Raw genomic sequence first — 25,838 nt, forward strand, 5'->3', positions numbered from 1 at the left:
AGAACGGCATCCGGGCGCGGCACAAGCGGCGTTACAAGGTGACGACGGATTCCAGACACAGCCTGCCGGTGGCGCCGAATGTGCTCGATCATCACTTCGCGCCCGAGGCCCCGAATCGCGTGTGGACCGGCGACATCACCTACATCGCCACCGCCGAGGGCTGGCTGTATCTGGCCGTCGTGATCGATCTGTTCAACCGCGAGGTGATCGGCTGGTCGATCAAGCCGCGGATGACGACCGACCTGGTGCTCGATGCGCTGTCGATGGCCTGGTTCCGCCGTCGGCCGGAGCCTGGGGTGCTGTTCCACTCCGACCGCGGCAGCCAGTACGCCAGTCATGCCTACCAGGCCCGTCTGGCCACCTACGGCATGCGCGGATCGATGTCGCGCAAGGGCAACTGCTGGGACAACGCCCCGACCGAGAGTTTCTTCAACAGCCTCAAGAACGAGCGGGTGCATGGCGTGCGTTACGCGACGCGCGCCGAGGCGGCGAGCGACCTGTTCCAGTACATCGCCGTGTTCTACAACCGGAGCCGCCGCCACTCCACCCTGGGATACCTGTCCCCGACCACGTTCCTGCGGAACTGGATCGAACGACAGGATCAGCAAGAAATGGCAGCATAAGGGCGACCGGTTGGAAGGCGGAAAACGTAAGGCACCTCACTCCCAGACAGCCTTCAATTCGTCGTCTTTGACGCAGCGGTCACGGCTGGTTTCCTTATGTCCCTCGATCCCCGCGCAGGCTCCCTGCCTCCCCGATCTGCGCCCGTAGCTTCTCCAGCACATCTGCCTCGGTGCGCAGGTGGAAGAAGGCGCCGGCTTCGTCGGCGCGTTCTTCGAGCACCTGGCAGTTGGCAAACACGGCCTGGCGCAGTTGCTGGGCGGACCAGGGGAGGAAGAGCTCGCCCTCGACCAGATCGCGCTGGAAGAAGGTGACGATGGTGCCGTGCAGGCGCATCACGTCGTCGGGGCGGCGGGCGCTCATCACGATGCAGCCGGGGTAGCGGGCCGTGAGTGCGGCGGCGTGTTCGGCCTGGGCTGCGGCGTCGCCCACGTGGTCGATCTTGTTGAAGACGCGCAGGCGGGGCACTTCATCGGCGCCGATCTCGGCGAGCACGGTGTCGGTCACTTCCAGCTGGCGCTCGAAGCCGGGGTCGCTGGCGTCGATCACGTGGAGCAGCAGCTCGGCTTCCAGGGCTTCGTCGAGGGTCGATTTGAAGGACGCGACGAGGCCGTGGGGCAGGTTCTTGATGAAGCCGACGGTATCGCTCACCAGCACGCGGGGCACGCTCTCGGGGTAGAGGACACGGACGGTGGTGTCGAGGGTCGCGAAGAGCTTGTTGGCCACCAGCACCTCGCTGCCGGTCAGGGCGCGCATCAGCGTGGATTTGCCGGCGTTGGTGTAGCCCACCAGCGCCACGCTGGCGAGGCCGCGGCTGCCCTGGCGGCGGGCGCGCTGGGTCTTGCGCTCGGCGTCCATGGCGATGATCTCCTGCTGCAGCTCGGCGATGCGGTCGCGGATCTTGCGGCGGTCGAGTTCGGTGAGGGATTCGCCCGCCCCGCGGCCGCCGCCACCGCCCCGCTGTCGTCCCTGGGAGCCCGCCAGCTTGGCCATCTCGCGCAGGCGTGGCGCCATGTAGCCGAGGCGGGCGATCTCCACCTGGGCCTTGGCCGCGCGGGAGCGGGCGTTGCGGTGGAAGATCTCGAGGATGACCATGGTGCGGTCCATCACCTCGCAGCCCACTTCCACCTCCAGGTTGCGCGCCTGGGAGGGCGACAGCTCGTGATCTACCAGCACGAATTCGATCTCGCGGCCGTCGTCGCCGGCCACGTAGTCGCGAACCTCCTGCCGCTTGCCGGCCCCCAGGTAGGCCGCCGTGTCGAACGTGCTCCGCTTCTGGACGAAGCTGTGGATGACCTGCAGGCCAAGGGTCTTGGCGAGCTCGCGCAGCTCGGTGAGCGAGGCGTCGAACTCGAAGTCGGGTACGTTGGGCAGCTGGACGGCCGCGATCACGGCGTAAATGGGGGTGTCTCGGGCTTCTGTTTGCATGCGGCGCGGGGCGTCTCTCGAATGGGCAAAAGTGGAGTGTACCCGTCACCGGGCTGGCAACCGCGAATCCGCCGCGAAATGACGCGGAATGGCCCGAAAAGGCGCGGTCGGCTTGAGGCGGCCTGCCCTCGGTGTTCGCCGCATCGGCCGGTTCGTATCGAGCCACCAAACCCTGCGCAGGTCACGCCGCGAATGCGAATGCCTTCGCCGGCGTATTCATATTCAACGCCTGATGGAGCTGCTGGTGGTCGTGGAACTGTCGGTCCCCTAAGGGATTACCTTCAGCCCCAACGCCCCTCTCACCACCTCCAGCAGGTTCTTGTCGAGGAGCAGGCGGCGCATGCTCTGGCCGAGGAGGCGTCGGAGGGTGTCGTTGTCGGCCCAGGCGTAGGCGTCGATTTCGGGGCGCAGCGCGCCGCCGGGGGTGGCCTCGAAGTGGCTGGTGCAGTGGCAGCGTTCGGGGCGGGTTTCGGCGGTGGTGGTGCGTACGGCGAAGAGGTGCAGGTCCTTGCCCCGGTAGTAGGCGAAGCGCCCCAGGTCGACGAGGCGCGTGGGGGCAAAGGCGAGGCCGAACTCTTCCTGGCCTTCCCGCCGGGCGCACTCGATCGGGGTTTCGCCGGCATCGAGGAGGCCCTTGGGGAGGTCCCAGCGCGGGCTGCCGGTGGAGTGGCCGACGAGGAGCTCGCCCCGTTCGTTGATCACCAGCAGGCCGCAGGACAGCAGGGGGGCGGGAAGCGTCATCGGCGTCTCAGTCGAGGAACTTCGCCTCGACGCGTTTCCCGAACCAGTTGTCCCGGTTGCGCACCAGCCGGTCGGCGATGTCCTCGTAGGTCTGCCATTCGCTGTCGTCGATGATCGAGACGTGGGAGAACACCTCCGGGAGCTTGCGCATCAGGAAGGGCAGCTTGTAGAGGTCGTCGCTCTGGTCGCGCACGAAGAAGCGGCAGGGCAGGCCCATGGCCAGGGCGTAGCCGGCCTCGAAGAGGGCGCTGGTGGCCAGCCGCTCGGGGTAGAGCATCACGAAGCTGGCGCTCTGCCGCAGTTTCTCGATGTCGTCGCGGGCGCTGTTGCCGCACAGGTCGAACTGCTTGATGGACTTGATGTTTTCCAGGGCGCAGAACACCGTCAGCCGGCATTTGGTGCGCAGCGCCCGGACCACCTTCATGGCATTGGCGCGGAAGGCCTTGTACTGGGCGTCCGAGGCGAACGAGGCCATCGGCACCGACAAAAACACGTCGAAGGCCTTTTTTTCGGTGGCGATGGCGGCCTTGACGCCGGCTTCGAGCTCCGGCCACTCGGCCGCCAGGGCGGCGCCGAGGGCCTTTTTGGTGAAGGGCTTGCCGACGCTGTCGTTGATCGACTCGAACAGCAGGCGCACGCCGTTGCGGTCGAAGGTGGTGGCGTGGAAGCGGGCTATCGGGTCGGTCAGGTCGCCCTGGTCGCCTTCGAGCAGCAGCGGGGCCACCTTGAGTTCGCCGAAGTGTGCCGAGACGGCGCCGGCCTCGAACATCACCCAGGGGGCGCGCATGTTGCTTCGGGTGAGGCAGACGATGGCGAAGCGGGTTTCGCCGAGGACGTTCATGAGCTCGGTGAACCACTGTTGCCCCGGCTTGATGTCCTCGGCCGACAGCCACGGCTCGACGCCGTTGAAGACCGACTGGATGGCCTTTTTCAGGGCCAGGGCGCAATCGCGGCTGGCAGTGCCGGACCAGCTGATGAAGACCTTCATGATCGACTCCGTCATGGCGGTATGCAGGTTTGCCCGATCCATTATGCCGCATCGGCTGCCGCCGGGCGTCGCATGAAGTGCCCGATCCCGGCGGCGGTATTCGGCCCGGGCGGCCGCGGTGAAGATCCGCTATAAATAAGCAGGACGGTTGTCGCCTGCGCCGGTCAGGCCGGCCGCCGGGGCAGGGGTTCGACGGGAGCGTTCTGTGACGGCCATGCACGATATCTTCATCAGCTACGCCCACCGGGACGACCAGAGCCCGGCCGGGCGGGAGTGAGGCTGGGTCACCACGCTCAAGCACTGGCTGACGGTGGCCCTCGGCCGTGCCCTGGGCCGTGACGCCGACATCTGGATGGACTACGCGCTGGTGGCCAACGCGCAGGTCACCCCGACCCTGATCGACACGGTGCGCAGCAGCCGGGCCCTGCTGCTGGTGCTCTCGCCCAGCTACCAGAACTCCGAGTGGTGCCAGCGGGAGCTGGCCAACTTCCTCGACAACAACCCGCCCGGCGGCGACCGGGAGGCGGTCTTCGTCGTCGAGCAATACCCGGTGGACCGCCTGAGCCTCCACCCGCGCCTGCAGGAGCTGACGCCGGTGCAGTTCTGGGTGCCCGACGCCAACACCCGCACGCCTGAGCTGCTGGGCTGGCCGGTGCCCAACCAGGACGAGCACAACCCCTACTGGGAGAAGGTCAACTACCTCGCCAACCTGCTCGCCAACCACCTCCGCGCGCCCCTCGTGAAGGTCCTGCAACGCCCGCCCGCGGCGGCGGCCGGGGCCTCGCCGGTGGTGTGGGTGGCGGGGCCGGCGCCCCGGATGGCGGGCTACTGGGATCAGCTCACCGAGTCGATGCGGCTGCGCGGCTGGACGGTGCGGCCGGTGTCGCGGGACGGTTATCCGCAGGACGGCGTCGCGGCCCTGCGGGAGGCTCTCGACCGGGACATGGACGGGGCCCGGCTGCTGGTGCAGCTGCTCGGCGACGAGCCCGGCGCGCGCCTGCCGGGCTCTGACGCCACGCTGGCCACTGTCCAGCACGCCGCCGCCAAGGCGCTGCAGCAGTCCTGCAGCGGGATGAAATACCTGCGCTGGCGCCCGCCGGAGATCGACCTCGAGCAGGTCGAAGACCCCGACCTGCGCGAGATCCTGTTCGGCGCCACGCGCTGCGGCTTCGAGCAGTTCCGCCAGCAGGTGCTGGAGGCCCTGGACCACCTCAAGCCCCCGCCGCCACCGGCCCCGGCGGGCGATGGCATGACGATCTGCCTGGCCGCCGGCGAGAAGGACCAGGCCCTGTGCGACGAGGTCGGCGCGCTCCTCGTCGAGCGTGGCTGGGACGTGGTGTCGCCGTCGCCGGTGCCGGAGAGCGGCGAGAACCCCCAGACCTTCCGCGAGACCGTCGACGAGATCATCCGCAACAGCGACGCGGTGGTGGTGCTGTACGGTCGCGAGTCCCACCTGTGGATCGAGGCCCAGTATGCCCGCACGGTCCGCCTGCTGGGCCGGCAGAACCTGGCGCTGGGGGTGATCGAGGCGCCGCCGGGGGAGAAGCCGCCCCTCAAGATCGCCTCGCGCAACCTCCAGACCCTCGACTGCCGTGGCGGCATCGAGCGGGACGCGGTGGCCGGCTTCATCGCCCGGCTGGGAGCGGAACACCATGGCTGACGAGACGCGCGTCGACCGGCCGTACCCCGGCCTGCGTCCCTTCGAGGCGTGGGAGGGCGAGATCTTCTTCGGGCGGGAGGCGCACACCGACCGGCTGCTGGAGATCCTGCGCGACCGGCATTTCCTGGCGGTCATCGGGCCGTCGGGGTCGGGCAAGTCGAGCCTGGTCCGCGCCGGGCTGCTGCCCGCGTTGCCGCTGGGGGCCATCGGCACCGGCAGCGACTGGCGCATTGCCCTGCTGAGGCCGGGCAACCGGCCGATCCGCAGCCTGGCCAAGGCCCTGCTGGCGCCGGAGGTGCTGGGGGCCGAGCTGCCCGGGCTCACCCCGGCCCTGCTCGAGGCCGAGCTGCGCGCCGACGCCGGCAGCCTCGCCCGCCTCGCCGAGGGCGTCCGCCAGCGCGACCCCGAGGCGGACTTCAATCTGCTGGTGGTGGTGGACCAGTTCGAGGAGCTGTTCACCTACGCCGAGGCGGGCAGCGAGCAGAGCGACGAGTCGGAGGCCTTCGTCACCCTGCTGATCCGGTCCACCGCCGACCTCACCCAGCGGGTGTTCGCCTGCCTCACGATGCGCACCGACTTCCTCGGCCAGTGCGTGCGCTTCCTGGATCTGCCCGAGGCCATCAACCACGGCCAGTACCTCACCCCGCGGATGAGCCGCGACCAGCTCCACGAGGCGATCCGGGGCCCGGCGCGGCTGTTCGGCGGCGACGTGGACGAGGGGCTGATCGAGGAGCTCATCAACGGCGTCGACGGCAACCCGGACCAGCTGCCGGTGCTCCAGCATGCCCTGGCGCGGATGTGGAGCGCGGCCAGCCGGCGCGACCCGGGGCGGCCGCTGATCGGCCGGACGGATCACGACGCCATCGGCGGCGTCGGCCGGGCCCTCGCGCAGCACGCCGACCAGGTTTTCGCGCAGCTCGACGAGCCGGCCCGGGCGGCGGCCGAGTGCTTGCTGCGGGCCGTCACGGCGACCCGCGACCCGCGCGCGCCGGCGGCCCAGATCGTGCGCCGGCCGTGCTCCCTGCGCAAGATCGCCCAGTGGTCGGGGCTGCCGCCGGAGCGTTTCGTGCCGGTGCTTGCCGCCTTCACCGACGAGGACGTGTGTTTCCTGGTCGCCAGCGGCCCCCACGACGACCCCGAGACGATCATCGACATCTCCCACGAGGCGCTGATCCGCCAGTGGTCGCGGCTCAGCGCCTGGACCCTCAACGAGGCCCAGCGGGCGATCGGCTTCCTGCGCCTCGGCGAGCGGGCGATGGATTACGGCAACGGCAACCAGTCCCTGCTGCGCCGCGTCGAGCTCGACCGGGCCGAGGCCTGGCGGCATGGCGGCCACGCTGCCGACGCGGCGTGGTGCCCGACCCCGGCATGGGCCGCACGCTACTGGGACCCTAAGTCCGGCCTGCCCGACCTCGCCGGGATCCTGGCCTTCATCGACCGGAGCCGCGAGGAGGTTGCCGCCGAGGCTCGCCGCGAGGAGGCGGCCCGGCTGCTCCAGGTCGAGGCCGAGCAGGCCCGGCTGCGCGCCGAGCTGGCCCTGAAGGGCGAGCGGCGGGCCGAGGCTGACGCGGCCCGGCAGCGGCGCCTGGCGCGCGGGTTGATGTCCGCCGTGCTGGTCGGCCTGCTGCTGGCCAGTTGGGCGGTGTGGCAGACCTTCGAGGCCCGCGCCCTCGCGCGCCAGGAGCGCGAGGCCGTCGAGCTGGCGACGATCCGCCGCCTCGCCGCCGAAGGCCCGGCGGTGGTGGACGGCGTGCTGCCGGGGGGCGTCACCCTCGGCATGCTCGAGATGCTCGCTGCCCACCGGCTGGCGGCCCGGGAGGCTTCCCGGAGCGCCGCGCCGGTGGCCCTCGGCGCCCTGGAGCGGGCGTTCGTGCGCAGCCGACGGCTGGAGCGCCTGATCGAGAGCAGCGAGGCGGTCACCGCGCTGGCCCTCAGCCCGGACGGGCAGCGCATCGCGTCGGGCAGCCGTGAGGGCGCGCTGCAGGTGCGGCGCGCCCTGGATGGTGCGCTGCTCGCCACCGCCAGCGAGCGGGCCGGTTACGTGAACGGCGTGGCCTTCAGCCCCGACGGGCGGTGGCTCGTGTCGGCCAACCGGGACGCCACCCTGCGCCGCTGGGAGGCGGCCAGCGGCCAGCCCGTCGGTGCGCCGATGCGGGGGCACCAGGGACAGGTCGGCTGCGTGGCCGTCAGCCCGGACGGGCGGCACATCGTGTCGGGGGGCTGGGACGGCAGCCTGCGCTTCTGGAACGCCGCGACGGGCGAGGAGGTCGCGCCGATGCGGGCCCACCATGCGGGGGCGGTGTATGCGATCGCCTTCAGCCCGGACGGCCGGCTCGTCGCCTCGGCCAGCGACGACAAGACCGTGGGCCTGTGGGACGCTGCCACCGGCGCCGCCGTCGGCGTGCTCAGGGGGCATGCCACCCAGGTCTATGCGCTGGCCTTCAGCCCGGACGGACGGCGCATCGTGTCGGGGGACGAGGCGGGTGCGCTGATCCTGTGGGATGTCGGCGCCCGGGCGGCCGTCGGCCGGCCGGTGGCGGGCCACGAGGGCTCGGCCCTGGGGCTGGCCTTCAGCCCGGACGGTGCCCTGATCGTGTCGGTGGGCGAGGACAAGGCCCTGCGCCTGTGGCGCGCCGCCGACGTGGCGCCGCTGGGCGAGCCCCTGGCGGGCCACTGGGACTGGATCACCGGGGTCGCCTTCAGCCCGGACGGCGGGCACCTGATCTCGGGCAGCTACGACCATACGCTGCGGATCTGGCGCGTCGCCGACGAGGCGCCCCTGGCCGGGCATCAGGGCGCGGTCCGGGGCGTGGCGATCAGCCCGGACGGGCGACGCATCGTGTCGGGCAGCGCCGACGGCACGCTCCGCCTGTGGGACGCGCGCGCCGGCGTGCCGCTCGGGTCGCCGCCCACGGGGGGCGCCCAGGGCCTCACCAGCGTGGCCTTCAGCCCGGGCGGCGAGCGCATCGCGGCGGGCAGCGAGGATGGCAAGCTCCGCCTGTGGGATGCCCGCACCGGCACGCCGCTCGGGCCGCCGCTCGCAGGGCACACCCAGGGCGTCACCAGCGTGGCCTTCAGCCCGGACGGGCGGCGCCTCGCGTCGGGCAGCGACGACAACACCCTGCGCCTGTGGGACGCCGTCACCGGCAAGCCGGTCGGCGCGGCGCTCGGCGGCCATGGCGACATCGTGACCAGCGTGGCCTTCAGTCCCGACGGCAGGCTGCTCGTTTCGGGCAGCTACGACACGACGCTGCGGCTGTGGGACGCGGCCGGCGGGCGTCCGGTGGGCGAGCCCTTCGGCCCGTCCGGGGACGCACGGCGCATCGTCACCAGCGTGGCCTTCAGCCCGGACGGCAAGTCCATCGTGTCCGCCGGGGACGACTGGCAGCTGCACCTCTGGAACGCCGCCACCCGCCGCCCGCTCGGCAAGCCGCTGGTCGGGCACACCAACCGGGTGCGCAGCGCCGCTTTCAGCCCCGATGGCGGCTACCTCGTGTCGGGCAGCGACGACGGCAGCCTGCGCCTGTGGAACGTGGCGACCGGCACGGCGGTGGGCGACCCGCTGCTGGGCCACGCCGAGGCGGTGCGCAGCGTGGCCTTCAGCCCGGACGGCCGCTTCGTCGTCTCGGGCAGCGACGACAGGACCCTGCGCCGCTGGCCGGTGCTCGAGGCCTGGGCCGATGCCCTGTGCGCCAAGCTGCAACGCAACATGAGCCACGACGAGTGGCGGGCGCGCGTGTCGCCCGACATCCCCTACATCACCCAGTGCGACGGGCTGCCGGTGCCGGCGGAGCCCGCCGATCCAGGAAAGGAGACGAGATGAAAAACACTTCGCGATGGGGGCTCCCGCTGGCGCTCGCCCTGGTGGCGGGCGGGGCGGCGGCGTCCGAGGGCGACTGGGTGGCGCAGATCAAGAAAGCCCAGGGCGTGGTGGCCATCGAGCGCGGCACCCAGCACTACGAGGGGGCCGTCGGGGTGCGGCTGAAGGAGAACGACGTGATCGTCACCCGGGGCGAGGCCTCGGTGGGGATGATCTTCAACGACAACTCCATGCTGTCCCTCGGCCCCAACACCGAGGTCGTGCTGCAGCGCTATTCCTACGACCCCACCACCTACCTGGGCGCCTTCGATGCGCGGGTGCGGCGCGGCTCGGTGGTGGTGACGACGGGCAACATCGCCGGCCAGTCGGCCGGGGCGATGCGCATCCTCACCCCGGAGGCCGAGCTACAGGGCGGCCGGGCCAGTTCGTATGCGGTGAGCGTCGAGGGGAGATGACGATGAAACACGGAATCCTGCTTGTGGCGGCCCTGCTGGCCGCCGGCTGCGCCCAGGAGCGCTACGTGCTGCTGCCGGGGGACGGCGATGGCGGCCGCGTGGTGGTGAAGCCCCGCTCGGGCGCGCCGCAGACCCTCGACAAGCCCTACGCGACGCTGCGTTCGGGGGCGGGCGGGGTAGAGCAGTCCAGCGTCGAGGAGGTGGCCGGGCGCTTTGGTGGGGCGCTGGCGGCGCGCCCGGTGCCGCCCCGGCGCTTCACGCTGTACTTCCTGGAAGGCACCGACCAGTTCACGCCGGCCTCCCGGGTCGAACTCGAGGGCGTGCTGGCCGAGATCCGCCAGCGGCCGGCGCCGGACATCAAGGTTGTCGGCCACACCGACCGGGTCGGCTCGGTGGCCGACAACGACCGCCTGGCGCTGGTGCGGGCCCGCAAGGTGCAGGCCGAGCTCCAGCGCCTCGGCATCCCGCCGGAGGCCATCGAGGCCAGCGGCCGCGGCGAGCGGGAGCCGCTCAGGCCCACCGATGACGAGGTCGCCGAGCCGCTCAACCGGCGGGTCGAGATCCAGGTGCGCTGAGCCCACGCCCCCGGCCGGCGGGCGTTCACGGCCGATGACGGACAGGCAACGACGAGCCGGGGGCTCGTCGTTTTTGTTTTGGGTCGGGCCTGGGCGCAGGGCGGGCGGAGCGTGCGTTCGGTCACGAAAAATCAACAAAAACCTCAAGAATGCAAATTTTGCGCCGAAACCCAGGCATCTGGGTTCTGCCGTGCGCATATGAACTTTCGGTTTCCACTGCTGGGTCTGCTGCTGGCGCTGGGCGCACAGGCTGCGCTCGCCGACGAGTCGTGCTGGGCGGACACGCGTTGCATCCGGGTGACGGGGGTCGGTCTTGCCGCCGTGCGGCCGGACGACGAGCGTCCCCACAACCTCAAGCAGCTCGCCGCCATCCGCGCCGCCAAGCTGGAGGCCATCCGCTCCCTCGCCGAGCAGGTGCAGGGCGTCACCCTCCAGGCCCGCAGCCAGTCGGACAAGTCCGGCCTCGAGACGGACCGCATCGTGGTGGAGTCGGAGGCGACCCTCAAGGGCGTCCGCTTCGTGCGGGTGGAGCCCGTGGAGCCCGGGATCTACCAAGCCGTCGCCGAGCTCGATGTCCGCTACTGACCCATGCCCTGCAAGCTCTCTACAAGGAAAAACAACATGAAAAAGCTGACTGCCGCCCTGTTGCTCTCCGCCCTGCTGTCCGCGTGCAGCACGGCCGGAAACACCGTCGCCAAGCCGGAGGACTGCTGCGGCGCACCGAAGGAGGTCGTGTATGTGGACAAGCCGGTGGCCGAGTGCACCCGCAGCCTCCGCGACGTGACCCAGGTGTCGCCGTGCCAGGTGTGCTCGCGCTTTCAGGTGGCCGTGCGCGCCGACAGTTCCTGCGCGCGCTGACGAGGGAGAACCGACATGAAAAAGATCTTCCTGGCCCTGGGCGCCGCCCTGCTGAGCACGACCGCGATGGCCGACCTCCCTAGCTTCCCGAGCACCGTGCAGATCGGCGGCAGCACCGCCTCCAACACCCTCAACCAGGTCAGCGGTTTCCTGGCGTCCCAGCTGGCCCAGAACCGAGACATCAAGAACGTCTCCGACAGCCGCATCGCCGTCGCGTCGTTCGTGAACATGAGCTCCCTCGACGAGACCGACAAGCTCGGCCTGACCCTCGCCGAGAACCTGATGCACGAGATGTACATCCGGGGCTTCGGGGTGGTGGACTTCAAGAGCCGCGACTACATCAAGGTGCGCAGCAACGGCGACTTCGTGTTCAGCCGCGACGTGGCCGAGCTGCGCCGCAACCACAACATCCACTACTTTCTGGCGGGCACCATCGCACGCAATGGGGACGGGGTCGTCATCAACGCGCGTCTGATCCAGGCCGACAGCGGGATCATCGTGTCCTCGGGCCAGGCCTTCCTCAACAACCGCGACCTCAACTACATCCTCAACGACGCCAGTCGCAGTCCGGTCGAGAAGGTGGTGGTCGAGCGCAACGTGGTGCCGCCGGTGAAGCCCAACACCGTCTTCATCCGCTGAGCCCGGGTCCTCGGCGGCGCTACAGCACCAGCAGGTAGCCGCCGCCGACCGGGTATTTCCTGCCCGGAAGGCGCGTCCCGCCGGGAAAGCGCACGCCGTGCGCATCCACCCGCTCCGGGGCGAGGTAGCCGTCGGCCTGGAGCAGGTCCACCCCGCCGCCTTCCTTCACCGGCCAGGCCGAAAAGAACAGCATCAGCCCCCGCTGGCCGAGCTCCAGCGGGAAGCGCGTCTGCAGGCTGAAGCCGCCGTCCGGCTCCAGCCGCGGAATGCGCAGCAGCGCCGGCAGGCAGCGGATGGCCTCGTCCAGCTGCCCGGCGGCCTCCCGGGCCAGCCCCAGGCCCGCCGGGGTGGGCACCCACTGGCGCAGCAGCGCGTAGCCGAGATGGGTGTCCTGCCGGCGTGCCAGCGGCGCGGGGCCGGCGGGCAGGCGGAACTCGCGGATCAGGCGCTCGCCGCCGCCCCGCAGTTGCAGCCGCAGCACGGCGCCCGCTCCGCCGCCTGGCCGCTCCAGCGCGGCGCCGATCCGGTAGACGGCCTCGGTCCGGGCGGCGCCGGCCTCCTGCAGGTGGTCGGGCACGCGGGCCCGCAGTTCGCCCTCCAGGGCCGCGCCGAGGGCCTGGCCCCCTTGTTCGTCGGCCTCGGAGCCGCCTTCGCCGGCGACGCCCTCCCACCCGTAGGCGATGTTCTGCAGCGGCAGGGACGGGGTGCACCCGGCCGCGCCGGCCGCCTCCCGTTCGATCTCCGCGCTGAGCCGCAGCCGGCCCTCGGTGATCTCCTCGCCGACGATCCGGAAGGCCTTGAGACGCAGGTTGGTGCTGACCACCGTGGTCTCGCGGAGGTCGCCGCCGATCAGCGCCGAGCGGCTCTGCACCGTGGCATCGGCGCGCATGCCGGCCTCCCACAGCATCTCCCGCACCGCCTCCGAACGGGCGGCGCCGAGGTCCCCGCCGACGATGGTCACCGTGGCGCTCACGGGCTCGGCCGCTGCCTGCGGCGCGAGGCTGGCGAGCAGCACGAGGGCCGCGGATGGCAAGGCGGGGAGCGGGCAGGTGGGCATGGGGGTCGGGCCGGGCGGCGCGGGTGTTGCGGCCGGGAGCATCGATTCTAGCCCGGCTGGCCCGACCCGCGGGCCGGCGGCGTCAAGGAAGCTGCCGTGTGGTCGTAAACAAACAAGTGATGTGCGAGCGGGCCCTGTCCCTGGGCGGTCGCCAGCCCAGCGGAGAAATAAGCATGTTCTGTGATAAATGGAAGCAGCGGGTGGCGGAACTCGATGCGGAGCGTGCCGAACACGCTGCCGTCTGGGAGGCCCTGAATCGTTCGACCGCGGTGGTCGAGCTGAGCCTGGAGGGCACGGTGCTGTCCGCCAACGAGGCCTTCGCGGCCATCATGGGCTTCGAGGCCGGGGCCCTGGTCGGGCGGGAGCACGCCACGCTGTGCGACCCCGACCACGTGGCCTCGCCGGCCTATCGGCAGTTCTGGTCCGACCTGCGGGCGGGCCGCTATTTCCGGGGGCGCTTCAAGCGCCGCCACCGCTCCGGCCGGGTCGTCTGGCTGGAGGCGACCTACAACCCCGTGCGCGATCCCCGCAGCGGCCGTTTCACCAAGGTCGTCAAGCTCGCCGTCGATGTCACCGCGCAGGTCGAGGAAGAGATCCGCACCGAGGCTTTCGTGAAGGCGGTGGAGCGCTCGATGCTCGTCATCGAATTCACCCCGGACGGCACCATCCTGCGCGCCAACGACAACTTCCTGGTGGCGATGGGCTACAAGGCCGGCGAGGTGGTGGGCCAGCACCACCGGATGTTCTGCGCGCCGGGGGAGGCCGCCGGGGCCGACTACGCCGAGTTCTGGGCCAGCCTGCGCGCCGGGCGTTTTTTCAGTGGCCAGTTCCGCCGCGTCAACCGGCGCGGCGAGCCGGTCTGGCTGGAGGCGAGCTACAACCCGGTCTTCGACCTGGACGGGGTGGTGATCCGGGTCGTCAAGACCGCCTCGGACGTCACCGCCCAGGTGCTGCGCTACCGGGCCGAGCAGGAGAGCACGGAGATGGCCTCGGCCGCCGCGCTGGAGACCGAGCGGATTTCGTCCGACGGCGAGGCGGTGATCCTCGAGACCGTGGCCAAGATCCAGAGCATCGCCCGCTCGGTGGACGATGCCGCCGCCCAGGTGGCGAACTTCGGTGCCCGTACGGCCGAGATCTCGACGATCACCAACACCATCAAGGAGATCGCCGACCAGACCAACCTGCTGGCGCTCAACGCGGCCATCGAGGCGGCGCGGGCCGGCGAGTCGGGCCGCGGCTTCGCGGTGGTGGCCGACGAGGTGCGCAAGCTCGCCGAGCGCACCGCGAAGTCCACCGCCGAGATTACCCGGATGGTCGGCGCCATCGAAGCCGAGAACCGCGCCGTCACCGAGAACATGAACGCCAGCCTGGGCCAGGTGGCCGAAGGCGTCGCGCTGGCCAACACGGCCGGGGAGGCGATCCAGCGTATCCGCGGTGACGCCCGGCGCGTGGTGGAGGTCATCCTGCGCATGTCGGAGACGGTGACGCGGGGCTCCGGCCAGGGAGGCTGAGGCCCGGGCCCCGCCTCCCGCGCTTCAGGCGCTCTCCCCGGCCTGGGGGCCGAGCACGCGCAGGATCTCCTCGAGGGTCGTGATGCCGGCCTGGACCTTCTCCAGGCCGTGCTGGCCGATGCCGCGCAGGCCCTTGCCGCGGACCTTGCGGCGGATCTCCAGCACGCTGGCGCCGCTGCCGATGCAGTCGCGCAGGTCGTCGTCGAGGGTCAGCACCTCGTAGAGGGCCACCCGGCCCTTGTAGCCGGTGCCGTGGCAGTCGGTGCAGCCCTTGCCGCGGAAGGTCTCGGTGACCTGGGCATAGTCGCCGCCCAGCCGGCGGCGCAGGGCCGGGTCGGCGACGACGGGCTCGCGGCAGTTGGGGCACACCTGGCGCACCAGGCGCTGGGCGATGATGCCCTCCAGTGCGCTGGCCACCACGTAGGGCTTGAGGCCCAGGTCGAACAGCCGGGCGATGGTGGCGACCGCCGAGTTGGTGTGCAGCGTCGAGTACACCAGGTGGCCGGTAAGCGCGGCGTGGAAGGCCACCTCGGCGGTCTCGAAGTCGCGGATCTCGCCGAGCAGGATCACGTCCGGGTCCTGGCGCAGCAGGGCGCGCAGCACGCTCGGGAAGGTCAGGCCGATCTTCTCGCGCACCAGCACCTGGCCGGCCATGTCGAGGTAGTACTCGACCGGGTCTTCGATGGTGACGTAGTTCTTGTCGGGCGTGGCGTCGTGCTGGAGCAGCGAATACAGGGTGGTGGTCTTGCCGCTGCCGGTGGGGCCGGTGGCCAGGATGATGCCCTGGGGCCGGGCCACCATGTCGGTGACGCGGGGCAGGTCGATGGGCGAGAAGCCCAGCTTGGCCAGGCTATGCACCGCCGAGTTGCGGTCGAGGATGCGCATCACCACCTTCTCGCCGTTGATGGTCGGCAGGGTGGAGATGCGCAGGTCCACCATCCGCATCGGGGTCTTGACGGTGATGCGGCCGTCCTGGGGGTGGCGGCGCTCCGAGATGTCGAGCTCCGACATGATCTTGAGCCGCGACACCAGCGACTGGTGCTGCTGGTGGGGGATCTGGATCTTGTCGATCAGCACGCCGTCGATGCGGTAGCGCACCACCACGCTCTTGGTGCGCGGCTGGATGTGGATGTCGGAGGCGCCCAGGCGGATCGCCTCGATGATGATGGCGTTGGCGAGGCGGATCGCCGGCGGCGCCTCGGTCTCGCGGAGCAGGTCTTCGAGGCGCGCGCCGTCGTCGTCGTCGATGACGATCTCGATGCCCTCGTAGGGGTCGGGCGAGGCGATGAGGGTCTCGAGCTCCTTGAAGTCCACGTCGCTGTTGCCATAGACCTCCTCGATTTTCTTGCGGATGGCCGCCACGTCGGCGGTGACGATCTGCAGGTCGAGCCCGGCGGTGAAGCGCACCTCGTCCACCAGCCCCTCGTCGAGGGGGTCGGCCATGGCGATCATCAGGTGCGAGCCTTCGAGCTTGAGGGGCATCACCAGCTGGCGGGCGCAGAAGCTGCGCGGGATGATCTCGGTGAGCACCGGGTCGATGGAAAACTCGGGCAGCTGGACTTCCTCGATCAGCAGGTCGGTCTTGAGCAGCTTGCGGATCTTGCGCTCCTCGACCCAGTCCTTCTCGAGCAGCAGCGCGATCATCGGCTCCGAGCGGCGCTCCTGCAGCAGCGTGAGCTCCTGCAGCTGGGCCGACGACAGCAGGTTCTTCTTGTGCAGCATGATGCCCAGCCGGCTGCGGTGGGTGGCGGCCAGCTTGGAGAGGGCGGAGATCTCCTTGGCCTTCTTTTCGTTTTCGGTCTTGAGGGCCCGGTTGCGGGTGATGAGGTCGAACTGCTCCAGCGCCAGCGCCACGGTGATGCGCAGGTCGTCGTCGTTCCAGGGCTTGAGGATGAACTTGTACACCGCCCCTTCGTTGATCGCGCCCATCACCGCGTCGGTGTTGGCGTGGCCGGTGAGCATGATGCGGATCGTGTCGGGGGAGCGCTGCTTGACCTCGCGGAGGAACTGGGCGCCGTTCATGCCCGGCATCATGAAGTCGCTGATGACCAGGTGCACCTCGCCCTCGGCGAGCCGCGCGAGCCCGTCCGGCCCGCTGCTGGCGGTGACGATCTCGTAGTTCTCCTGGCGGAACACCCGGCGCAGCGCGTTCACGATGGCGACCTCGTCGTCCACCAGCAGCAGGCGGTATTTCGGCGGCGTGAGGTGGCTGGCGGGCGCCTGGGGGGCGTCGCTGCTCCGGCTGGTGAACAGGCTCTTGTAGTCGGTCATGGCGTGGTCGGGAAGAACAGCGTCGCGGTGCTGCCTTTGCCCGGGGTGCTGGTGAGCTCGATGCTGCCGCGGTGGGCGAGCACGATGTTGCGGGCAGTGGACAGGCCGAGCCCGGTGCCGGTTCCGACCGGCCGGGTGGTGTAGAAGGGCTCGAAGGCGCGGGCGAGCTGGGCCGGGCTCATGCCGACGCCGTCGTCGCGGATGTGGATGGTGATGCCGGCGGGGCCGGCCTCGCTGGCGACCTGCACGGTGCCCGGCCGGCCGGCGTCCTGGATCGCCTGCATGCCGTTGCGGATCAGGCTGAAGAACACCTGGTTGAGATGGCCCGGGTTGCACGGGAGCGGCGGCAGCGGGGCGAGGGCGGTTTTCAGGCGGACCCCCGGCACCGGCGGCGTGGCGGCGACGCCCACCGCGTGCTGCAGGCAGGCGTTGAGGTCGGCCAGCTCCTCGGGGGGGCGATCGACGTTGGAGAAGCTCTTCAGGTCGGCGACGATGCGGGCGATCCGGCCCAGACCGGCGCTGCAGTCGGCGAGCAGGTCGGCGCCGTCCTCGATGACGAAGTCGAGGTCGAGGCTCTGCCACGCCGCCTCGCCCTCGGCCAGCCGCGGGTGGAGCGCGGCGAACTTGTCGAGGTAGAGCTTGAAGGTGCCGAGGTTGCTGTTCACGAAGCCCAGCGGGTTGTTGATCTCGTGGGCCATGCCGGCCGCCAGCTGGCCCACCGAGGCGAGCTTTTCGGCCTGGTAGAGCTGCCGCTGGCGGGCCTCGAGGTCGGCGACCTGGGCCGCCACGCGGGCCTCGAGCTCTTCGGACAGCTTGCGGTAGCGGGCCTCCGAGGCGAGCAGCCGGGCGTGCTCGAGCTTGAGGGTCTCGAAATCCTGGGTGATCGCCTCGAGGTGCAGTGCCGAGGCCATGCGGTAGCGGGCTTCGGCGCGCAGCTGCGCGGTGAACATGCGCCCGGCGCTGTGCAGGCGGGCCGGGCTGGCGCCGCGGCTGGCCAGGAAACCGGCCGGTTCGAGCTCCAGCACCAGCGCCTCGCGGCGGGCATCGGGGTCGGGCCGCCCCCACAGGGGCGCGCCGTCGCGGTCGAGGATGGCCAGGTCGGCCTCCAGCAGCTCGGCCAGCGCCGGGGCGATGCGCTCCAGCATGCGGGCGTCGAAGAGCTCGCCCAGCCGCCACTCGCGGTCGAAGTCGGCGCTGCTCATGGCCGCCCCAGGATGCCGCCGACGAAGGCGTCCTCGCCGACGCCGTGCTCGCGGGCCAGCCCGAGGGCGGCGTCGTGGCGCCGGTAGAGGGCCCGCAGCAGGGATTCGAAGGTGGCCTCGACGCCGTCGCCGGTCAGCGCCACCGCGAAATGCAGCGGCCACGGCGCGGCCTCCCAGCGCTCGCGGATCTCGGTTTCGGGTACCGCGCCGGGCAGGTCGCGCTTGTTGAACTGGACGACGAGGGGGATGTGCTCGAAATCCAGCCCGACCCGGTGGCAGTTGTCGGCCATGCTCTGGAAGGCCTCGCCGTTGTTGGTCTCCTGGCTGCGGTCGGAGTCGGCCACGAAGACGATGCCGTCGGCCCGGGACAGCACCGCCTTGCGGGTGCCGTCGTGGGCCACCTGGCCGGGGACGGTGAACAGGCGCAGCTTGATCAGTAGCCCGGAGGGGGCGCGGAAGCCCAGGGGCAGGAGATCGAAGAAGAGGGTCCGGTCGTCCTTGGTCTCCATGGTCATCACCTCGCCCTTGAGTTCGGGCGACAGGATGTCGTGGAGGCGCAGCAGATTGGTGGTCTTGCCGCTCTGGGCCGGGCCGTAATAGACCAGCTTGAAAGTCAGGCTGTTGGTGTCTTGATCGGGCATGGGATGCGGGTTTCCTGCGGCTCGGGGGTGGGGGGGCGCCGGCATGCCGGCGGCGGCCGGGGTCTCATGGCCGGGGCTGGGTCCAGCGTTCCATCTGGCGGTAGAGCTCGTCGGCGTTGATCGGTTTGCTGAGGTAGTCGTCCATGCCGGCTTCGAGGCAGCGCTCCCGGTCGCCCTGCATGGCGTTGGCGGTCATCGCCACGATGGGCGTGCGGGGCAGGCCGGCGGCGGCCTCGTGGGCACGGATACGGCGGGTGGCCTCGAGGCCGTCCATCTCGGGCATCTGCATGTCCATCAGCACGATGCCGAAGCGGCTGCGGGCGAAGGCGTCCAGGGCGCGCTGCCCGTTGTCAGCGAGGGTGACCTGGTAGCCGCGGTCGCCGAGCAGCTTGCCGGCGAGCCGCTGGTTGATCCGGTTGTCTTCGACCAGCAGCACCGGCAGGCCCTCGGCCGTCGCCGGGGCCGTCCGCGGCGCGCGCCGGGCCGGACGCGGCGGCGCCTCGGTCGGCCGGCAGGGCAGGGTGAAGGAGAAGGTGGAGCCATGGCCCGGCGTGCTCTGCAGCCGGATCTCGCCGCCCATCAGCTTGACCAGGTGGTGGGAGATGGACAGGCCGAGGCCCGTGCCGCCGAACTTGCGGGTGATCGAGGTGTCGGCCTGGGAGAAGGCGTCGAAAATGTGGAGCTGGGCCTCCGGGGTGATGCCGATGCCGGTGTCGCGCACGGCGAAGCGCAGCAGGTCGGGGGCGCCGGGGGCGCCGTTCTGGCGCTCCACCCGCAGCTCCACCTCGCCCCGCGCGGTGAACTTCACGGCGTTGCTGAGCAGGTTGAGCAGCACCTGCCTTACGCGCACCGGGTCGCCGGCGATGTGGGGCGGCACGTCGGCGTCGATCCCCCACTTGAGGCTCAGCCCCTTCTCCCGGGCCTTGACGGTGATCGCCGGCAGGGTCTCGTCGAGCAGGTTGCCCAGGTCGAAGGGAATGCTCTCGACGAGCAGCTTGCCGGCTTCGATCTTCGAGAAGTCGAGGATGTCGTTGATGATGGTGAGCAGGGCGTCGGCCGAGCTGCTGACGATCTGCAGGTACTCCCGCTGCTCGTCGTCGAGGGGGGTCTGCAGGGCGAGCTCGGTCATGCCGAGGATGCCGTTCATCGGGGTGCGGATCTCGTGGCTCATGTTGGCCAGGAAGTCGCTCTTGGCCCGGTTGGCGGCCTCGGCGGCGTCGCGGGCCTGCTCGAGGGCGAGGCGGCCGGCCTCGCGCTCGGCGACCAGGCGGCCGATCGCCGCGGTCATGCCCTCGATGTCGTCGTCGGACGGCGTGCCCGGGGTTTCGGGCAGTGCCTGCAGTTCGGCCAGCACCTGGCGCAGCGAGACCAGGGCCTTCTCGCGGGAGGCCAGCTCTTGTCGCAGGCGGGCGGCGGTCTGGTGCAGCACGTCGAACATCGGGCGGAACTCGAGGGGCAGCTCCGACAGGGCGTCGGCGTGGGTGGCCTGGTCGGCGGTGGTGCTGCCGTCCTCGAACTGGCGCACCCGCACCAGCGGGCCGAGCCAGCGCTTGAGGGGAAACCAGATCATCAGCAGCCCGCCGGAGAGGCCCAGCGCGGTGAGCAGCAGCGCGCTGCGGAACAGCGCCCACAGGTCGCCGGCGATCACGGCCACGTCGAACTCGAGGCGCAGCACGCCATAGTCACGGCCGCCGGCGCTGATCACCCGGTTCACCTCGTAGAGGTGTTCGGTGATGCGCTGCCGCAGCCAGGCCGGCGCCGGCGTTTCGGGGGGCGTGAGGTTCTCGCTGCGGAGCCGGCCGCCGCCGATGTCGATGAAGGTGGCCGAAGCGAACTGGGAACGCAGCACCGATTTGTCGAGGGTGCGCCGGATGGTGTCGTAGTCGCCAATCACCGCGCTGTCGGTGATCGTCTGGGCGGTGACCTCGATCAGCATGGTGGCCGACTGCTGGGCCGTCTCGAGCTGCAGGCTGAACTGGTACTGGTAGAACAGGGCCAGGCCGCCACCGACGAAGAACAGCAGCGCCGCCGAATACAGCGCGTAGATGCGCGCGACGAGGGACTTGGGGAGCAGGGCGGAGAGCTTGGCCACGGGCAGGTTGTCAGCGGAGCCTCAGCGCAGGCTGGCGGGGGCGTTCTGGTAGAAGCGGCGGTAGGCGGCGTAGTCGCTGCTGCTGGCCGGGATGAAATGGGCGTCGGCGTCGAGGCCGACCTCGGCGGAGGCCTGGCGCAGCACCTCGCGGCCGCGGGCGTCCCTGTGCATGCCGAGGAAGGCGCCGGCCACGGCCTTGAGGTCTTTCTCGGGCACCTTGCCCGAGGCCATCAGGGCCAGGTCGTGGTAGGGCTCGGAGGTCCACAGGATGCGGAATTTCTTGTTCTCGCGGCGGGCGTAGCCGTCGATCAGCATCGAGTTGCTGCCGGTGGCCTTGGCCTTGCCGGCGAACATCTGGGCAATGGCCGCGTTCTGGTTGCCGCCGAACACGGTCTTCACCTCGACACCCTTCGAGAGCAGGTAGGCATAGGGCACCTTGTAGCCGACGAAGGCCTCGGGGCCGGCGAAGGCGACCTCCTGGCCGGCCAGCTCCTCGAGCTTCGTGATGGGCGAGTCGGCCGGCACGGCGATCTGGCCATGCAGCGGCGGGGCGTTGCGGCGCCCGAACACTTTCCAGCCGAGCGCCTCGCGCTCGGGGCTGAACATGTGATTGCTGAAGATGAACTCGACTTCCTGGGCCAGCACATAGCTGGTGGTGTCGGCCGAAGTGCGCCCGATCTTGAGCTGCAGTTTCACGCCGCTCTGCTCCGAGACGTACTGGATGATCGGATTCCAGTAGGCGGCGGTCTTGTTGATGTCCCACTGGTTGACCGGCGAGAAACGGTAGGTGGGCGTCTGGGCGAAGGCGGTCGACAGGCCCAGGGCCAGCAGCGCGGCGGCGAAGGGGCGGAGGAGTGACATGGCGGGCTTCCTGGGGTAATGGGTGAATTATATGCGGTGCCGCCCAAACTGCCCGGCGCGCCGGAGCGGCAGGCGGGCCTTGACAAGGGTGGGCCCGGCAGCCGATACATGCGCCCCCGGGCGCGTACGCCCGCTTTCCTTTTCCCTTGCAGGAGCCCCCATGGCCGCCTCCGGCCCGTCCCCCGTTAACGTCGATCGTCTGGAAACCTGGACCCGCTACCGCAGCGGCCTGTGCGCCGGCTGCGTGGCCAACTGCTGCACCATGCCGGTGGAGGTCCGCCTGCCCGACCTGGTGCGCCTGCAGCTGGTGGATGCCTTCGAGGCCGAGCACGAGGCGCCCAAGCAGATCGCCAGGCGCCTCGCCAAGGCGGGCCTGGTGGAGCACTTCAACTTCAAGCGCAGCATCTTCACCCTGGCCCGGCGCGCCAGCGGCGACTGCCTGTATCTGGACGCGGCGACGCGCCGCTGCACGGTCTATGAGCTGCGCCCCGACACCTGCCGCAAGCACCCCCAGGTGGGGCCGCGGCCGGGCTATTGCGCCTACGCCCCCGCCGGCGGCAAGGGCTCGGGGCGGCCGTCGCGCTAGCGCCGGGCGTCGGGGCTGCCCATCCCGGGCAGGACTTGTCCTACATATCAATCCGCCATGTCGGACATCACACCCGGCTGCCAGTGTCTATCCTTCAGATCAGCAGCACCCCGGGGCGCTTCCCGCCCGTACCGATCAAACCGAAGGAGTCAACAATGAAAACCACCGCCGCCTCCCTTGCCCTGGCCGGCCTGCTGGCCTTTACCGCCGCCGGTTGCGCCGTGACCCGCGAGCAATCCACCGTCGGCCAGTATGTGGACGACGCGACCATCACCACCCGCGTCAAGGCCAAGTTTGCCGAAGACAAGGCGGTCAGCGCGATGGCGATCAACGTCGAGACCCTGAAGGGCACCGTCCAGCTGTCCGGCTTCGCCAAGAGCCACGCCGAGCGCAGCCGTGCCGAAGAGCTGGCCCGTACCACGCCGGGCGTGGTGTCGGTCAAGAACGACATCGCGGTGCGCCCGTAGGGTGGGGCTGCCGCGCGCTGCAGGAAGGGGTGGGTGACCACCCCTTTTTTGCGTCCGGCGCCGGCGGGCGGCATGGGCCGGGCGATTCAGCCGGGGCGTTTCTCGGCGGCCCGCTGGACGAACTCGAGCAGCTCGTCGGTCTGGAAGGATTTGTCGAAGAAGGCCACCGCGCCGAGGTTGAGGCAGCGGCTCCTGACCACCGGGTGGGCGTGGTTCGAGAACACCACCGCGCCCAGCCCGCCGAAGTCGGCCGGCCGCTCGTGGAGCGCGCCGAGCACGCCGAGGCCGCTGCCGGTGCGCAGCTCGAGGTCGATGATGGCGAGCTCGGGGCGGGCGTCGCGGAGCAGGTCGAGAGCGGTCGCCTCGCTGTCGGCGTGGCCAGCCAGGGCCAGCCCGGGGATGCTCGCGAGCATGCCGGTGAGCAGGTCGAGGAGGACGGGGTTGTCCTCGACGATCACGATTTTCAGGGGAGGGGGCTCGGGTGACATGGGCGACTCGTCGGATGCGGGGCGGCCCTGGGGTGGGCCCTGCCAGTCTGGGGGCTGGAGCGGCGTCCCGCCGTCGGGTTGGGCCGAATCCGCTGTCAGCCGATTCCCACGCCGGCCCACGCCCGGGCAACTTGCCGCCGAGCTTACGCCGGGCGCGGCGGGGTGTCTGTCGGTGCCGTCCTACAGGGCGGCGGGTAGGTGCCCCACAGACGGGCGGGCGCGCCGCCGCTAAGCTCAGGGTGTCCCCATGCCCACCCGCCAGCCCCGAGGAGCCCGTGATGACCGCCCTGTTGCGCCGCATCGTCCAACGTCTGATCCGCCCGCTGCGCCGCACGGGCACCTTGCCGCTTACGCTGGCGCGGGATGCGGAGTCCGAGGCGTGGCTCGGCTACGAGTCGGCCCATCCCCGCATGCAGGGCATCGCCGGGCCTGCCGGGCGAGGCTGAGCCCGTGTCCGCGGCGCTCCTCGCCGTACCGCCGCGGGGCAGTCCGTCGGGCTGGGTGGTGGTGGTCAATGCCACCGCCGGCCGCCGGCAGGGCGAAGCCCTGGGGGCGCTGATCCGCGACACCGTGAGCGCTGCCGGCCGTCAGGTGAGCGTGCGCCTGGTGATGCACGCGGATGCGCTGGAGACCACGACCGCCGCCGCGGCGGCTCACGCCCGTGCCCTGGGCGCCGTGCTGGTGGGGGTCGGCGGCGACGGCACCCTCAATACCGTGGCCCGCGCGGCCATGGCCGCCGGTGTCGTCTTCAGCGCGATTCCGCAGGGCACCTTCAACTACTTCGGGCGCTGCCATGGCTTCCCCGCCGACCCGGCGGAGGCCGTGGCGGCGGTGCTGGGCGGGCAGGTGCGGCCGGTGCAGGTGGGCCGCCTCAACGGACGGATCTTCCTGGTCAATGCCAGCTTCGGTCTCTACCCGCGCCTGCTCGAAGACCGGGAGATCTTCAAGCGGCAGTGGGGGCGCAGCCGGCTGGCCGCGCTGGGGGCGGCGCTGCTGACCCTCCTCGGCCACCATCGTCAGCACCTCATCCGCCTGCAGGCGGGTGCCCCCGAGGCGCCGGCGCAGGAGCGTGTGCTCACCAGTTCGACGGTCTTCGTCGCCAACAACCGCCTGCAGCTCGAGCAGGTGGGGGTGCCGGAGGCGGCGCAGGTGGAGGCCGGCCGGCTGGTGGGGCTGGTGCTCCGCCCCCTCGGCCGGGGCGCGCTGTTCGGGCTGGCCCTGCAGGGCGCCCTGGGCCGCCTCGGCGAGGCTCACGCCGTCGAGCGCCTGGTCTTCCGCCGCCTGCAGATCGAGCCCGGCCGGCGCTGGTGGCGGCCCCGCGACGTGGCGGTGGCCATCGACGGCGAGACCGTCCGGACGCGCCCGCCGCTGGTGTTCGACGTGGCCGGGGAACCCCTGTGGCTGCTGGCCCCCGGCAGGGCGCCATGAGCCTCCTCCTGCAGCTCTCCGATCCCCACTTCGGCACCGAGCGCCCCCGCGTGGCGGAGGCCCTGCGCGCCTTTGCCGAGGCGGTGGCGCCGGACCTCATCGTGGTCTCCGGCGACGTCACCCAGCGCGCCCGGCCCGCCGAGTTCGCGGCGGCGGCCGACTTCCTGGCGCGGCTGCCGGCCTGCCCCCGGCTGGTGGTGCCCGGCAACCATGACTTGCCCCTGTTCGACCTGTGGTCCCGCCTGTGGGCGCCGCACGGCGGCTTTCGGCGCTGCTTCGGCCACGAGCGCATGCCGGTGCTGGCGCTGCCCGGGTTGCTGGCGGTGGGGGTGGACAGCACCCGCCGCTGGCGTCACAAGCAGGGTGCGCTGGCGTCGGTGCAGATCGAGGCGGTGAGCCGGCGCCTGCGCCGGGCCCGGCCGGGGCAGCTGCGGGTGGTGGTGGTCCATCACCCGCTTGACGTGGCCGACGCCGCGGACGAGGCGGACATCGTCCGCGGCGCTCGGGAGGCGGTGGGGGCGTGGGCCCTGGCGGGGGTGGATCTGGTGTTGTCCGGGCACGTTCATGCGCCCCTGTGCCGTCCGCTGGCCGGGCGCTACGGGCCCGCGGCGAGGGGCTGCTGGGCGGTGCTGGCGGGGTCTGCGCTGTCCACCCGGCTGCGCGGTGGCCATCCCAACTCGGTTAACCTGATCCGCTACGCGGAGGTGGACGGCGAGCGGCGCTGCCGGGTGGAACGCCACGACTATGACGAGGAGCGTGCCGAGTTCCGGCTGGCGGGGGCGCAGGTGGTCGTTCTCGGGGGCTGACCGGCGGGGCGGTGTCCGCCCGCTGACTGCCAGGAGGGCGCGGGGAGGTGGCCGGCGCCCCCGGGCAGGGTGGTGCGGAGGGGCGGGTCGGAGGAGGGCGGCCTCCGCGCTTGGGGGGCCGGCCGTTGCGGGGGCTCAGCGGCGGCTGAGCAGGGCGGCCAGCAGCACACCGGCGGCACCGACGACGGCGGCGGCCCGCCACGGGTTGTTGCGCACGTAGTCGCTGGTACTGCCGCAGCCGTGACGCAGGTTCTCGGCGGCGTGGCCGGCGAGCCGGCGGGCCGTGCTGCGCAGGCTGTCGAGGAGGTCGTGGCCGTTGTCCCGGGCCGCTTCCAGCGCCGTTTCGAGGCGCTCGCGCAGGGCCGGGAGCTGATCTTCGGGGGCGGCCTTGAGCTCGGCGAGGATCTGCTCGAGGTCGGACTGGAGGCGGCTGGCTTGAAGCCTGGGGCTCATGATGGATCTCCTTGGAAAATGGTGGATCGCGGAGCGCGCCGCGAGCTGCGCCGCGCGGTGATTCCACTGTAGGCCCAGGCGCCGCCCGGGGATGTCCGACAAGGCCGGCTGCCAGCGTAGGAGCATTCCGGCATGACGGGCGGAATCTCCGGGCATGCCGGCGGCGAGGCGCCCCGCTACAATGGCGGCA

Annotated in this window: 25 protein-coding genes; 14 read left to right on the forward strand and 11 right to left on the reverse strand. The window is 71.1% G+C overall.

Annotation, left to right across the window (positions count from 1 at the left end):
- On the forward strand, nt 1-623 hold a 623-nt coding region (locus ACE3OU_RS04060), incomplete at its 5' end, for an IS3 family transposase (RefSeq protein ID WP_374240263.1).
- Between the two features lie 94 nt (nt 624-717).
- Here ACE3OU_RS04060 and hflX read toward each other — a convergent pair.
- The 3 genes from hflX to ACE3OU_RS04075 form a co-directional block, all read right to left on the reverse strand.
- A complete protein-coding gene (hflX, locus tag ACE3OU_RS04065; RefSeq protein ID WP_374240264.1) occupies nt 718-2,049 on the reverse strand; it encodes a GTPase HflX in 1,332 nt (443 codons plus the stop codon).
- A 267-nt stretch (nt 2,050-2,316) separates the two neighbouring features.
- Nucleotides 2,317-2,790: an NUDIX hydrolase gene (locus tag ACE3OU_RS04070; RefSeq protein ID WP_374240265.1), complete on the reverse strand. Its 474-nt coding sequence runs from the start codon at nt 2,788-2,790 to the stop codon at nt 2,317-2,319.
- 7 nt (nt 2,791-2,797) lie between these two features.
- Complete coding sequence (locus ACE3OU_RS04075) at nt 2,798-3,778, reverse strand: toll/interleukin-1 receptor domain-containing protein (RefSeq protein ID WP_374240266.1); 981 nt, start codon at nt 3,776-3,778, stop codon at nt 2,798-2,800.
- Nucleotides 3,779-4,088: 310 nt separating this feature from the next.
- Here ACE3OU_RS04075 and ACE3OU_RS04080 point away from each other — a divergent pair, with 310 nt between their 5' ends.
- The 7 genes from ACE3OU_RS04080 to ACE3OU_RS04110 all read left to right on the forward strand — a co-directional run bounded on the left by ACE3OU_RS04080 (nt 4,089) and on the right by ACE3OU_RS04110 (nt 11,785).
- A complete protein-coding gene (locus ACE3OU_RS04080; protein WP_374240267.1) occupies nt 4,089-5,438 on the forward strand; it encodes a TIR domain-containing protein in 1,350 nt (449 codons plus the stop codon).
- Nucleotides 5,431-9,261 (forward strand): hypothetical protein, encoded by a 3,831-nt coding sequence (locus tag ACE3OU_RS04085; protein WP_374240268.1) that lies wholly within the window; start codon nt 5,431-5,433, stop codon nt 9,259-9,261. Before ACE3OU_RS04080 ends, ACE3OU_RS04085 begins: the two co-directional genes overlap by 8 nt.
- Nucleotides 9,258-9,713, forward strand: coding sequence for a hypothetical protein (locus ACE3OU_RS04090; RefSeq protein WP_374240269.1), 456 nt, complete (start codon nt 9,258-9,260; stop codon nt 9,711-9,713). Before ACE3OU_RS04085 ends, ACE3OU_RS04090 begins: the two co-directional genes overlap by 4 nt.
- Nucleotides 9,714-9,715: 2 nt before the next feature.
- Nucleotides 9,716-10,288, forward strand: coding sequence for an OmpA family protein (locus ACE3OU_RS04095; protein ID WP_374240270.1), 573 nt, complete (start codon nt 9,716-9,718; stop codon nt 10,286-10,288).
- A 198-nt stretch (nt 10,289-10,486) separates the two neighbouring features.
- Nucleotides 10,487-10,873, forward strand: a complete 387-nt coding sequence (locus ACE3OU_RS04100; protein WP_374240271.1) for an LPP20 family lipoprotein — start codon at nt 10,487-10,489, stop codon at nt 10,871-10,873.
- A gap of 36 nt (nt 10,874-10,909) precedes the next feature.
- Nucleotides 10,910-11,146 (forward strand): hypothetical protein, encoded by a 237-nt coding sequence (locus ACE3OU_RS04105; RefSeq protein WP_374240272.1) that lies wholly within the window; start codon nt 10,910-10,912, stop codon nt 11,144-11,146.
- Between the two features lie 15 nt (nt 11,147-11,161).
- Nucleotides 11,162-11,785, forward strand: coding sequence for a FlgO family outer membrane protein (locus ACE3OU_RS04110; RefSeq protein ID WP_374240273.1), 624 nt, complete (start codon nt 11,162-11,164; stop codon nt 11,783-11,785).
- A 19-nt stretch (nt 11,786-11,804) separates the two neighbouring features.
- Here the strand turns inward: ACE3OU_RS04110 and ACE3OU_RS04115 are convergent, their stop codons facing one another.
- Nucleotides 11,805-12,842, reverse strand: a complete 1,038-nt coding sequence (locus ACE3OU_RS04115) for a hypothetical protein (protein WP_374240274.1) — start codon at nt 12,840-12,842, stop codon at nt 11,805-11,807.
- A gap of 173 nt (nt 12,843-13,015) precedes the next feature.
- On the opposite strand from ACE3OU_RS04115, the gene ACE3OU_RS04120 reads away from it, so the two are divergent.
- The gene (locus tag ACE3OU_RS04120; RefSeq protein WP_374240275.1) at nt 13,016-14,353 is read left to right on the forward strand and encodes a methyl-accepting chemotaxis protein; all 1,338 of its coding nucleotides are present in this window, start codon (nt 13,016-13,018) and stop codon (nt 14,351-14,353) included.
- Between the two features lie 24 nt (nt 14,354-14,377).
- On the opposite strand, the gene ACE3OU_RS04125 is transcribed toward ACE3OU_RS04120, so the two are convergent.
- The 5 genes from ACE3OU_RS04125 to ACE3OU_RS04145 all read right to left on the reverse strand — a co-directional run bounded on the left by ACE3OU_RS04125 (nt 14,378) and on the right by ACE3OU_RS04145 (nt 21,420).
- The gene (locus ACE3OU_RS04125) at nt 14,378-16,624 is read right to left on the reverse strand and encodes an ATPase, T2SS/T4P/T4SS family (RefSeq protein ID WP_374240276.1); all 2,247 of its coding nucleotides are present in this window, start codon (nt 16,622-16,624) and stop codon (nt 14,378-14,380) included.
- Nucleotides 16,621-17,826: a sensor histidine kinase gene (locus tag ACE3OU_RS04130; protein ID WP_374240277.1), complete on the reverse strand. Its 1,206-nt coding sequence runs from the start codon at nt 17,824-17,826 to the stop codon at nt 16,621-16,623. Before ACE3OU_RS04130 ends, ACE3OU_RS04125 begins: the two co-directional genes overlap by 4 nt.
- Nucleotides 17,823-18,467, reverse strand: a complete 645-nt coding sequence (locus ACE3OU_RS04135; RefSeq protein WP_374240278.1) for an ATP/GTP-binding protein — start codon at nt 18,465-18,467, stop codon at nt 17,823-17,825. Before ACE3OU_RS04135 ends, ACE3OU_RS04130 begins: the two co-directional genes overlap by 4 nt.
- A 64-nt stretch (nt 18,468-18,531) precedes the next feature.
- A complete protein-coding gene (locus ACE3OU_RS04140; protein ID WP_374240279.1) occupies nt 18,532-20,559 on the reverse strand; it encodes an ATP-binding protein in 2,028 nt (675 codons plus the stop codon).
- Nucleotides 20,560-20,580: 21 nt separating this feature from the next.
- Entirely contained in the window at nt 20,581-21,420 is an 840-nt protein-coding gene (locus tag ACE3OU_RS04145) for a phosphate/phosphite/phosphonate ABC transporter substrate-binding protein (protein WP_374240280.1), read from the reverse strand.
- 160 nt (nt 21,421-21,580) lie between these two features.
- On the opposite strand from ACE3OU_RS04145, the gene ACE3OU_RS04150 reads away from it, so the two are divergent.
- Both ACE3OU_RS04150 and ACE3OU_RS04155 read left to right on the forward strand, forming a co-directional pair.
- The gene (locus ACE3OU_RS04150) at nt 21,581-22,006 is read left to right on the forward strand and encodes a YkgJ family cysteine cluster protein (protein WP_374240281.1); all 426 of its coding nucleotides are present in this window, start codon (nt 21,581-21,583) and stop codon (nt 22,004-22,006) included.
- 155 nt (nt 22,007-22,161) lie between these two features.
- Nucleotides 22,162-22,473, forward strand: a complete 312-nt coding sequence (locus ACE3OU_RS04155) for a BON domain-containing protein (RefSeq protein WP_374240282.1) — start codon at nt 22,162-22,164, stop codon at nt 22,471-22,473.
- A gap of 86 nt (nt 22,474-22,559) precedes the next feature.
- Here the strand turns inward: ACE3OU_RS04155 and ACE3OU_RS04160 are convergent, their stop codons facing one another.
- Nucleotides 22,560-22,961: a response regulator gene (locus ACE3OU_RS04160; protein WP_374240283.1), complete on the reverse strand. Its 402-nt coding sequence runs from the start codon at nt 22,959-22,961 to the stop codon at nt 22,560-22,562.
- Between the two features lie 278 nt (nt 22,962-23,239).
- On the opposite strand from ACE3OU_RS04160, the gene ACE3OU_RS04165 reads away from it, so the two are divergent.
- Genes ACE3OU_RS04165 through ACE3OU_RS04175 form a run of 3 tightly spaced genes read left to right on the forward strand, consistent with a single transcriptional unit; the run spans nt 23,240 to nt 25,195 of the window.
- A complete protein-coding gene (locus ACE3OU_RS04165; RefSeq protein WP_374240284.1) occupies nt 23,240-23,407 on the forward strand; it encodes a hypothetical protein in 168 nt (55 codons plus the stop codon).
- 4 nt (nt 23,408-23,411) lie between these two features.
- Nucleotides 23,412-24,389 carry a diacylglycerol kinase family protein gene (locus ACE3OU_RS04170; protein ID WP_374240285.1) on the forward strand — a complete coding sequence of 326 codons (978 nt, stop codon included), beginning with the start codon at nt 23,412-23,414 and terminating at the stop codon, nt 24,387-24,389.
- Nucleotides 24,386-25,195, forward strand: coding sequence for a metallophosphoesterase (locus ACE3OU_RS04175; RefSeq protein ID WP_374240286.1), 810 nt, complete (start codon nt 24,386-24,388; stop codon nt 25,193-25,195). The genes ACE3OU_RS04170 and ACE3OU_RS04175 overlap by 4 nt, the downstream gene beginning before the upstream one ends.
- A 135-nt stretch (nt 25,196-25,330) precedes the next feature.
- On the opposite strand, the gene ACE3OU_RS04180 is transcribed toward ACE3OU_RS04175, so the two are convergent.
- Nucleotides 25,331-25,648 carry a DUF883 family protein gene (locus ACE3OU_RS04180; RefSeq protein WP_374240287.1) on the reverse strand — a complete coding sequence of 106 codons (318 nt, stop codon included), beginning with the start codon at nt 25,646-25,648 and terminating at the stop codon, nt 25,331-25,333.
- Nucleotides 25,649-25,838 lie beyond the last annotated feature (190 nt).

The sequence above is a fragment of the Zoogloea sp. genome (assembly GCF_041908905.1).
GTDB lineage: Bacteria > Pseudomonadota > Gammaproteobacteria > Burkholderiales > Rhodocyclaceae > Zoogloea.

Bases quoted from the DNA above. Each gene is read 5' to 3' on its own strand.
- ACE3OU_RS04165 (WP_374240284.1), top strand. From the start codon at position 23,240: ATGACCGCCCTGTTGCGCCGCATCGTCCAACGTCTGATCCGCCCGCTG.
- ACE3OU_RS04130 (WP_374240277.1), bottom strand. From the start codon at position 17,826: ATGAGCAGCGCCGACTTCGACCGCGAGTGGCGGCTGGGCGAGCTCTTC.
- ACE3OU_RS04175 (WP_374240286.1), top strand. From the start codon at position 24,386: ATGAGCCTCCTCCTGCAGCTCTCCGATCCCCACTTCGGCACCGAGCGC.
- ACE3OU_RS04090 (WP_374240269.1), top strand. From the start codon at position 9,258: ATGAAAAACACTTCGCGATGGGGGCTCCCGCTGGCGCTCGCCCTGGTG.
- ACE3OU_RS04120 (WP_374240275.1), top strand. From the start codon at position 13,016: ATGTTCTGTGATAAATGGAAGCAGCGGGTGGCGGAACTCGATGCGGAG.
- ACE3OU_RS04115 (WP_374240274.1), bottom strand. From the start codon at position 12,842: ATGCCCACCTGCCCGCTCCCCGCCTTGCCATCCGCGGCCCTCGTGCTG.
- ACE3OU_RS04085 (WP_374240268.1), top strand. From the start codon at position 5,431: ATGGCTGACGAGACGCGCGTCGACCGGCCGTACCCCGGCCTGCGTCCC.
- hflX (WP_374240264.1), bottom strand. From the start codon at position 2,049: ATGCAAACAGAAGCCCGAGACACCCCCATTTACGCCGTGATCGCGGCC.
- ACE3OU_RS04160 (WP_374240283.1), bottom strand. From the start codon at position 22,961: ATGTCACCCGAGCCCCCTCCCCTGAAAATCGTGATCGTCGAGGACAAC.
- ACE3OU_RS04125 (WP_374240276.1), bottom strand. From the start codon at position 16,624: ATGACCGACTACAAGAGCCTGTTCACCAGCCGGAGCAGCGACGCCCCC.
- ACE3OU_RS04105 (WP_374240272.1), top strand. From the start codon at position 10,910: ATGAAAAAGCTGACTGCCGCCCTGTTGCTCTCCGCCCTGCTGTCCGCG.
- ACE3OU_RS04150 (WP_374240281.1), top strand. From the start codon at position 21,581: ATGGCCGCCTCCGGCCCGTCCCCCGTTAACGTCGATCGTCTGGAAACC.
- ACE3OU_RS04180 (WP_374240287.1), bottom strand. From the start codon at position 25,648: ATGAGCCCCAGGCTTCAAGCCAGCCGCCTCCAGTCCGACCTCGAGCAG.
- ACE3OU_RS04075 (WP_374240266.1), bottom strand. From the start codon at position 3,778: ATGAAGGTCTTCATCAGCTGGTCCGGCACTGCCAGCCGCGATTGCGCC.
- ACE3OU_RS04145 (WP_374240280.1), bottom strand. From the start codon at position 21,420: ATGTCACTCCTCCGCCCCTTCGCCGCCGCGCTGCTGGCCCTGGGCCTG.
- ACE3OU_RS04135 (WP_374240278.1), bottom strand. From the start codon at position 18,467: ATGCCCGATCAAGACACCAACAGCCTGACTTTCAAGCTGGTCTATTAC.
- ACE3OU_RS04155 (WP_374240282.1), top strand. From the start codon at position 22,162: ATGAAAACCACCGCCGCCTCCCTTGCCCTGGCCGGCCTGCTGGCCTTT.
- ACE3OU_RS04070 (WP_374240265.1), bottom strand. From the start codon at position 2,790: ATGACGCTTCCCGCCCCCCTGCTGTCCTGCGGCCTGCTGGTGATCAAC.
- ACE3OU_RS04095 (WP_374240270.1), top strand. From the start codon at position 9,716: ATGAAACACGGAATCCTGCTTGTGGCGGCCCTGCTGGCCGCCGGCTGC.
- ACE3OU_RS04100 (WP_374240271.1), top strand. From the start codon at position 10,487: ATGAACTTTCGGTTTCCACTGCTGGGTCTGCTGCTGGCGCTGGGCGCA.
- ACE3OU_RS04110 (WP_374240273.1), top strand. From the start codon at position 11,162: ATGAAAAAGATCTTCCTGGCCCTGGGCGCCGCCCTGCTGAGCACGACC.